This is a genomic window from Streptomyces sp. NPDC037203, from assembly GCF_055605065.1.
The window spans coordinates 366502-373117 of record NZ_JBVJUC010000002.1; the positions used below are offsets into that span (position 1 = coordinate 366502).

Below are 6616 nucleotides of genomic sequence, written 5' to 3' on the forward strand. Positions count from 1 at the left end.
TGGTCCTTTCCGAAGGGGGCGGTGTCGGTCCGCCGGGGGTGTCAGGCGAAGGCGGGGGAGAGGTACTGGTTGGCGGGGCGTGGCAGGCCGTAGCGCTCGCGCAGGGTGCGCCGGGGGCCGTACTCGGTGCGGAACAGGCCGCGGGCGCGCAGGATCGGTACGACGTGGTCCACGAAGGCGTCCAGGCCCGAGGGCAGCACGGGCGGCATGATGTTGAAGCCGTCGGCCGCGCCCCGCGTGAACCAGGTCTCGATGCGGTCGGCGATCTGCTCGGGCGTCCCGGCGAAGGTCTGGTGCCCGCGCCCGCCGCCGAGCCGGCCGATCAGCTGCCGCACGGTGAGCCGCTCGCGCCGGGCCAGCTCCACCACCAGCGTGTACCGGCTCCTGGCGCCCTCCACGGCGGACTCGGGCGGCAGGTCGGCGGGCAGCTGCTTGTCCAACTCCAGTACTCCGGGCGGGAGTTGCAGCAGACCGGTCAGGCGCCGCAGCCCGTGCTCGTACACGATGTGGTCCTCCAGGACCTGTTCGTTCGCCCGCGCCTCGGCCTCCGTCGAGCCGAGTACGGGCACGATGCCGGGCAGCACCTTGAGGTGCTCGGGGTCCCTCCCGGCCCGCTCGGTGAGGTCTTTGATGTCGGCGTAGAAGGACTGCGCGTCGGCGAGGGTCTGCTGCGCGGTGAACACCGCCTCCGCGTACCGCGCCGCGAACGCCTTGCCGTCCGCCGAGGAGCCCGCCTGCACCAGCAGCGGGTAACCCTGCGGGGAGCGCGGCACGTTGAGGGCGCCCGCGACCCGGAAGTACGGCCCCTCGTGCCGGGGCGGGTGGATCTTGTCGTCGTCGCCCCAGACGCCGGCCGCCTTGTCGGCGACGATCGTGTCGTCCTCCCAGCTGTCCCACAGCTTCAGCGCCACGTCGAGGAACTCGGCGGCGCGCGCGTACCGTTCGGCGTGCGCCGGCTCGTGGTCGAGTCCGAAGTTGCGGGCCGCCTCCGCGCCCGCGGTGGTGACGATGTTCCAGCCCGCCCGGCCACCGCTGACGATGTCCAGCGAAGCGAATCTGCGGGCCAGGTTGTAGGGGGAGTTGTAGGAGGTGGAGGCGGTGGCGATCAGGCCGATGTGCTCGGTGGCCGTCGCCAGCGCGGTCAGCAGGGTCAGCGGCTCCAGGGCACCGGCCGGACGCTGCCCGAGGTTGTTCCACAACTGGGGGCTGTCGGCGAGGAACAGGCTGTCGAAGGTGCCGCGTTCGGCGCTCCGCGCGAGCCGTGTGTAGTGCCCCAGGTCGACGTGCGCGTACGGATCGCTCTCCGGGAGCCGCCAGGACGCCTCGTGGTGGCCGGTGCTCATCAGGAACGCGTTCAGGTGGAGTCGGCGGGTGGTCATCGGTGGTCCTCCGTGACACCGAGGGCGGCGAGCAGCCGCTCCCGGTACTCGCCCAGGACCGGCTCCCGGTAGGAGCGCGGGTGGGGACGGTCGATGGTCAGATCGAGGCCGATGCGGCCCCGCTCCAGGACGAGGACCCGGTCGGCGAGCACGATCGCCTCGTCCACGTCATGGGTGACGAGCAGCACGGAGGGCCGGTGGCGCTCCCACAGCTCGCGCAGCAGCCGGTGCATCCGGATCCGGGTCAGCGCGTCCAGCGCCCCGAACGGCTCGTCGGCCAGCAGCAGTCCGGGTTCGCGCACCAGGGCGCGGGCGAGCGCGGCGCGCTGCGCCTCGCCGCCGGACAGCTCGCCCGGCCAGGCCCGCTCCCGCCCTTCGAGACCGACCTCCGCGAGGGCGGCCCGGCCGCGCTGTGCCGCGTCCTTCCCGTCCAGGCCGAGCAGCACGTTGTCCAGCACCCGGCGCCAGGGCAGCAGCCGGGAGTCCTGGAACACCACCGAGACCTGCCGGGGCGCCGCGACCTGCCCGGACCCGGCCACCCCGTGATCGAGTCCGGCGACGGCCCGCAGCAGGGTGGACTTCCCGGACCCCGAGTGCCCGAGCAGCGCCGTGAACTGTCCGGCGGGCAGTTCGAGATCGATGCCGCCGAGGATCGTCCGGTCCCCGAACGAGCGGTGCAGGGAACGCAGTCGGACGGCGGTGGCGGGCCGGGTCAGCTGCTCAGTGTGCGGCGCCATGACAGCACCCTCCGTTCGAACAGACGGACCGCGCTGTCGGAGACCAGGCCGAAGACGCCGTAGATCAGCAGGCCGACGAGGATGGTGTCGGTACGGCCGTAGTTCTGCGCCTGGAACATCAGGTAGCCGAGTCCGCTGGTGGCGTTGATCTGCTCCAGGACGACCAGGCCCAGCCAGGAACCGGTCACCCCGAGCCGCAGCCCGACGAAGAAGCCGGGCAGCGCTCCCGGAATCACCACCTGCCGGACGAATTGGAGCCTCGACAGGCCCTGCACCTCGGCGAGTTCGACATAGCGGCTGTCGATGCCGGCCAGCGCGGCGTGCGTGTTGAGGTAGACCGGGATGTAGACGACGATCGCGATGATGGCGATCTTGAAGGTCTCCCCGATGCCCAGCCACAGGATGAACAGCGGGATCAGGCCGAGGGTCGGGATCGCCCGGTTGAGCTGCACGGTCCCGTCGATCAGCGCCTCCCCGGTGCGGCTGAGCCCGGACACCAGCGCCAGCAGCACCCCGGCGGTCAGCCCGATCGCGAAGCCGTAGGCGGCCCGGCGCAGCGAGGTGAGCACATCGGTGGGCAGCGTGCCGTCGGTCCACAGGTGGCCGAGGGTGCGCAGCACCGTCCAGGGCGCCGGGATCGCGGCCGGGTCGAGCTGTCCGGCGGCCGAGGCGATCGCCCAGACGGCCAGCACCAGCAGGGGGCCGGCCAGCCGGGCGGCGGGCAGCCGGCGGCCGGGGGAGAGGCGGCGCCGCCGGCGGACCGGGGGCAGCTCCCCGGACGCGCTGACGGGCGCGGTGGCCGCCGTCGTCGTCGTGGTCGTCACGGCGGTCACCTCCGGTACTCCTCGGGTACGGCCCGCGCGGCGATCGCCTCGAAGCGGTGGTCGAACAGATCCGACACATCGGTCTTCTTCACGAAGCCGCCCTCGGCGAGCAGATCGGCGGTCTCCTGCTCCCATGTGATCGCCTCGTCCCAACGGGGCGGGAAAAGAGGCTTGTTGGCCAGCGCGGTGATGGACTTCGCCTGCGGGAGGGTCAGGTTCTGCGTCTTGACGTAGAACTCCTCGTTCCACTGGTCCGGATGCTCGTACTGCCACACCTGGCCCCTGGCCCACTGCGGGATGTACGCGGCGATCGCGGCGGCCTTCGCGGGGTCGTCCAGCGTGGCCTGCGGCGCCCAGAGCAGGTTCAGCAGGTCGACCACGTCGGTGGTGACGGTGCGGGCGCCCTTCGCCGCGTACTGCCTGAGGTAGGCGGGCGCCTGGCTGTTGGCGAGCGGGGCCGCGTCCACCTGGCCGGACTGGAGGGCGGTCAGGAACTGGTTGCTGGTCAGCGGCACCAGCCTGGCCTCGTCGTACGCGAGGCCCGCCTTCTTCAGGGCCCGCAGCAGCACCACGCCCTGCGCCTGCCCCTGCGAGAAGGCGAGCCGCTTGCCCTTGAAGTCGGCCACGGTGTGGATGTCGCTGCCGGGCCGGGTCGCGAACAGGTAGTTCGGCTTGCGGGTCAGCTCGATCGCCACGATCTTCGCCGCGAGGCCCTGGAACTGCGCCTGGATCGGCGGGATGCCCGCGTTGTTGGCGAGGTCCAGCGACCTGGCGCGGAAGGCGTTGATGACATCGGGTCCGGCGCCGATGTTCACCCAGTCGGACACGGTGAACGGCAGCGGCGGGAACTTCCCCAGCTTGAACTGGAGTTGCTCCACGCCCTGGTACGAGGTGATCTTCAGGCTGGTCCCGGCTGGGACCCGGTCCGCGAGGGGCCGGGTGGCGGCGCCGGCGTCGGCGGTGGCCACGCCCTTGGCGCAGCCGCCGAGTCCGGTGACGGCGGCGGACGCGCCCAGCAGGGAGGTGAGGAAGAGGCGACGGTGCATGGCAGGTCTCCCGGAGAGAGCCGGTCGGCGAAACAGCCCGGCCAACGGAAACGCGGAGAAACGCGGAGAAACACGGGGGAAATACGGAGAAGCCCTGGGAAATTCACGGCAACATGCGCTTCACGCACGGCGGAACGTCAGCAACAGAAGGCGTGACGACCGGATCGACAGCTCGTGAGGGGGCTCATGAGCAGCATGTTCCAGGCCCCATACGACTCATGTCAACATTCCGAGTTTCTGAATTAAATACCCTCAGGTGAGGCGCCCAGCGGATCCCGGAACAATGCGTCGAGCAGCACGGAACCGCCCGCGACCGCGAGCACGGAATCCGGGAAACTCGTCGGCAGCACCGCCGCGGACCGAAAATTCCCGGCCGCCTCCCGCAGCGCGTCGAGGCATTCCTCGAAGTGGATGACCCCCACCTCGGTGACCACGACCGTCTCCGGGTTGAGCACATCGAGCAGCAGCGCCGCCGCCCGTCCCGTCGCCCGTGCCCGCTCCACCAGCAGCCGCCGGGCCACCGCGTCCCCGCCCGCCGCCGCGGCCACCACGTGCATCGGGTTGGCCGAGTCGGTGACCCCGGCCGCCCGCGCCCTGCGGCACAACGTCCGCTCCCCGAGCTCGACTTGAAGGCATCCGACACGCCCGCACGGGCACGGCTCGGTGCCGCCCGGCACCGGCAGGTGCGCGATGGCGCCGGCCGCGGACCGGGGGCCGTGGTGCACCTCGTCATGGGTGGCGAACGCGGCGTCGACCACATTGCCCACGAACAGATGCAGCACGCTCAGGCTGCCGCGGGCCCGCCCGAACAGCCGCTCCCCGTTCACCAGCGCCCGTGCGTGCCCGTCCACTTCGACCGGCAGGCCGGTACGGGCGGCGAGCAGGTCCCGCACCGGCACCTCCCGCCAGCCCAGCAGCTCGTGCTCCACCACGGTGCCCGTCGCCCGGTCCACCCAGCCGCCCACGGCGACCCCCACCCCCAGCGGGCGGCGCCCCGGCGCTTGCCCGAGCAGCGCGGTGAGCCCCTCGGCGGCCCGCGCCAACACCCGCGCGGGGTCGGTCCGCTCGTGCTTCAGCTCGCGCCTGGCCAGTACCCGGCCGCGCAGGTCCAGCAGCGCCACGGTGGTGTACGGCACCGCCACATGCACCCCGCCCACCACGAACCGGGCGTCGTCCAGCTCCACCGGCACATGCGGCCGGCCCACCCCGCGCGAACGGCGCGGCACCGGCGCCTCCCGGATCAGCCCGAGCCCGGCGAGCCGCGCACAGTGCTCGGTCACCGACGCGGGCGACAGACCGGTCAGCCGCGCCACCGTACTGCGCGCCACCGGCCCGTGCTCCAGCACGGAGCGCAGCACGACGCTGGCACTGGTGCGCCGCCGGTCGCGGTCGGCGGCGCGCGGTACGGGGGAGACAAGGGTGGAGGCCGCACTGCGGGGCATGGAGAACCGTCCTCGGGAGCCGGTGCGTCGGAAGACCGGAAAGGACGGGGCGGCGCCAGAAAGGGGCCCGCCCCTATCCCGAGCGACGACAGGTGGCCGTGCCCTGCCGCCGCAGGTCGACATAGCGACGCGACGTGAAATACCGGGCCTGGGCAACCATGCCCCCGAAGCTAGCAAAGCCCCCACCCCCTGCCCAGCCCGCGCCCACCGACCGAGACGACCTGGGCCGGCGCACCAGGGCCCACCCCCTCTTTGGTGGATCCCTACAGAGCCGCCGCGGGCTCCCGGAGTCTGCCGGAGCACCCCACCCCAGTGACCACCGTCACGCCGTACCCGGTGTGAACCGTACTTTTGTGCGGAGCCCACCAAGCTGCCGATCAACCCTTTGTCGAGCGCTGACGGTGATCGCATTCGGGGCGCCGGTATAGCGTCGCGATGTTCCCACCTGTCCCCCTCTATCCGCGGAGTCCCCATGAGCACCGCCACCGTCAGCGCCCGTCCGGGTGCCGTCCTCGCCGACCTGCTGCCCGCCTCCCGCGCCCGCGACGCCGCCCTCGTGCTCGGCGGTGCCGCGCTCACCGGGCTCGCCGCCCAGCTGTCGGTGCCCGTGCCGGGCTCCCCGGTGCCGGTGACCGGCCAGACCTTCGCCGCGCTGCTGGTCGGCACCGCCCTCGGCGCCCGCCGCGGCTTCCTCTCCCTCGCCCTGTACACGCTGGCCGGCATGGTCGGCGTGCCGTGGTTCGCGGGGGGCGACTCCGGCACCGGCGCGGTCTCCTTCGGCTACGTCCTCGGCATGCTGCTCGCCTCCGCCGTCGTGGGCGCCCTCGCCCGCCGCGGCGCCGACCGCTCGCCGCTGCGCATGGCGGGCACGATGATCCTCGGCTCCGCCGTCATCTACGCCGTCGGCGTGCCGTACCTGGCCCTGGCCGCCCACCTCTCCCTCGGCCAGGCGGTCGCCGCCGGCCTCGTCCCGTTCCTGATCGGCGACGCCCTCAAGGCCGCCCTCGCGATGGGGCTGCTGCCGACCGCGTGGAAGTTCGCGGGCAAGCGCTAGGGAAGTCGCCCCCGTACACCACGACGGCCGCGGGGGGGGGGGGGGGGGGGGGGGGGGCGGGGGAGGGGGGGGGGGGGGGGGGGGGGGGGGGGAGGAGGGGGCCTGTTTCCGCTTGCTTGCAAAGGAATGGACGG

The 6616-nt window shown here is 72.7% G+C and carries 6 protein-coding genes; 1 reads left to right on the plus strand and 5 read right to left on the minus strand.

What is annotated here, in order from left to right; translation table 11 throughout:
* Nucleotides 1–41: 41 nt before the first annotated feature.
* The 5 genes from ACZ7EC_RS06130 to ACZ7EC_RS06150 all read right to left on the minus strand — a co-directional run bounded on the left by ACZ7EC_RS06130 (nt 42) and on the right by ACZ7EC_RS06150 (nt 5428).
* On the minus strand, nt 42–1379 hold the full coding sequence (locus ACZ7EC_RS06130; RefSeq protein WP_471058664.1) for an LLM class flavin-dependent oxidoreductase: 1338 nt from the start codon (nt 1377–1379) through the stop codon (nt 42–44).
* Nucleotides 1376–2116: an ABC transporter ATP-binding protein gene (locus ACZ7EC_RS06135; RefSeq protein WP_471058666.1), complete on the minus strand. Its 741-nt coding sequence runs from the start codon at nt 2114–2116 to the stop codon at nt 1376–1378. Before ACZ7EC_RS06135 ends, ACZ7EC_RS06130 begins: the two co-directional genes overlap by 4 nt.
* Nucleotides 2092–2949 (minus strand): ABC transporter permease, encoded by an 858-nt coding sequence (locus ACZ7EC_RS06140; RefSeq protein WP_471058668.1) that lies wholly within the window; start codon nt 2947–2949, stop codon nt 2092–2094. Before ACZ7EC_RS06140 ends, ACZ7EC_RS06135 begins: the two co-directional genes overlap by 25 nt.
* On the minus strand, nt 2946–3986 hold the full coding sequence (locus tag ACZ7EC_RS06145) for an ABC transporter substrate-binding protein (RefSeq protein ID WP_471058670.1): 1041 nt from the start codon (nt 3984–3986) through the stop codon (nt 2946–2948). Before ACZ7EC_RS06145 ends, ACZ7EC_RS06140 begins: the two co-directional genes overlap by 4 nt.
* A 242-nt stretch (nt 3987–4228) precedes the next feature.
* Entirely contained in the window at nt 4229–5428 is a 1200-nt protein-coding gene (locus ACZ7EC_RS06150) for an ROK family protein (RefSeq protein ID WP_471058672.1), read from the minus strand.
* Between the two features lie 472 nt (nt 5429–5900).
* On the opposite strand from ACZ7EC_RS06150, the gene ACZ7EC_RS06155 reads away from it, so the two are divergent.
* Nucleotides 5901–6482 carry a biotin transporter BioY gene (locus ACZ7EC_RS06155; protein WP_471058674.1) on the plus strand — a complete coding sequence of 194 codons (582 nt, stop codon included), beginning with the start codon at nt 5901–5903 and terminating at the stop codon, nt 6480–6482.
* The last annotated feature ends 134 nt before the right edge of the window (nt 6483–6616 follow it).

What these genes read in the sequence shown, in the direction of transcription:
- ACZ7EC_RS06155 (WP_471058674.1), top strand. Translation starts at nt 5,901, where the DNA reads ATGAGCACCGCCACCGTCAGCGCCCGTCCGGGTGCCGTCCTCGCCGAC.
- ACZ7EC_RS06150 (WP_471058672.1), bottom strand. Translation starts at nt 5,428, where the DNA reads ATGCCCCGCAGTGCGGCCTCCACCCTTGTCTCCCCCGTACCGCGCGCC.
- ACZ7EC_RS06135 (WP_471058666.1), bottom strand. Translation starts at nt 2,116, where the DNA reads ATGGCGCCGCACACTGAGCAGCTGACCCGGCCCGCCACCGCCGTCCGA.
- ACZ7EC_RS06130 (WP_471058664.1), bottom strand. Translation starts at nt 1,379, where the DNA reads ATGACCACCCGCCGACTCCACCTGAACGCGTTCCTGATGAGCACCGGC.
- ACZ7EC_RS06145 (WP_471058670.1), bottom strand. Translation starts at nt 3,986, where the DNA reads ATGCACCGTCGCCTCTTCCTCACCTCCCTGCTGGGCGCGTCCGCCGCC.